Source organism: Variovorax sp. P4_D9, from assembly GCF_056401695.1.
On record NZ_JBFUIU010001580.1, the window covers coordinates 1 to 962 of the forward strand.

Here is a 962-nt window from a genome sequence, read left to right on the forward strand (position 1 = left end):
ACACAGGATTGCCAGCGTGATCGCGTGTGAGCCCGGTCGTGCCCGTCATCGCCTCGGCCACCATGGCCAGGCCCGCGCGCTCCGCGTATTCGCCGGAATCTTCCATGCCAAAACCGGAAATGATCGCGACCACGAGCCTCGGATAGCGCTCCTTCAGCGTGTTTGGATGGATGCCCAGGCGCTCCAGCGCGGCAGCGCGCATGTTGGTGACAAAGACGTGTGCCGTTTCCAACAGCTTGTGAAAGATCGCCATGCCCTCTGGATTCTTCAAGTCGAGGGCGATGTTCTGCTTGCCCCGATTCAATGAACCGTAGTGGGCCGAAACGCTGCCGTCATCCGCGCGGCGCATCGGTTCGCGATGACGTGAGAGTTCACCGTTTGGTGGTTCGACCTTGATGACTTGCGCCCCCTCCTCCGCCAACAGCTGCCCGCAGTAGGGCCCGGCGATGAGGTGCGTGAGTTCGATAACTTTGACGCCTTCGAGAGGAAGCGGCGCTGGCTTGTTCGTTGACATTCAATTTACCCATCTGCTTGCGATGAGGTGAGTTTGAAAGTTGCACGCTGGAATGTCGAGATGGATTTTTTGCCGCGCACGGTAAGTTTCTCTTTCCATCTACCGTGCGCATTCAAGAGTGACGTCCGACCAATCGCTCGACGCGAATCGGCGCTCACCGCTGCATCAGCTGAAGCTCTCTCAAGCGGCTCAAGTAGAATCTTGTGAGCGTCACGTCTTCACTACATCGCCCACGAAGTTTCGATGCACCATCTCGCAGAATTATTCGCCGAGTGGATGACGTTGTTGGACCGTTCGCAGTCGAGACGACCGAACGTACGCGATGGTCTGCTCCACCTCGTCCAGCTCGACGCGACGAGCCTCATGAGCCCTCACGCTCTCGCGCGACGCCGCCAACCAGATGCGCGGTAGTGAAAGCGATCGAGGCTCGGACGAGCGGAATGTGAAC

1 protein-coding gene is annotated in these 962 nt (G+C 58.7%); it reads right to left on the reverse strand.

Annotated elements, in window-relative coordinates:
- Nucleotides 1–514: CoA transferase (locus tag AC1DY5_RS57040; protein ID WP_478122942.1), on the reverse strand; the 514-nt coding region annotated here is incomplete at its 3' end.
- Nucleotides 515–962 lie beyond the last annotated feature (448 nt).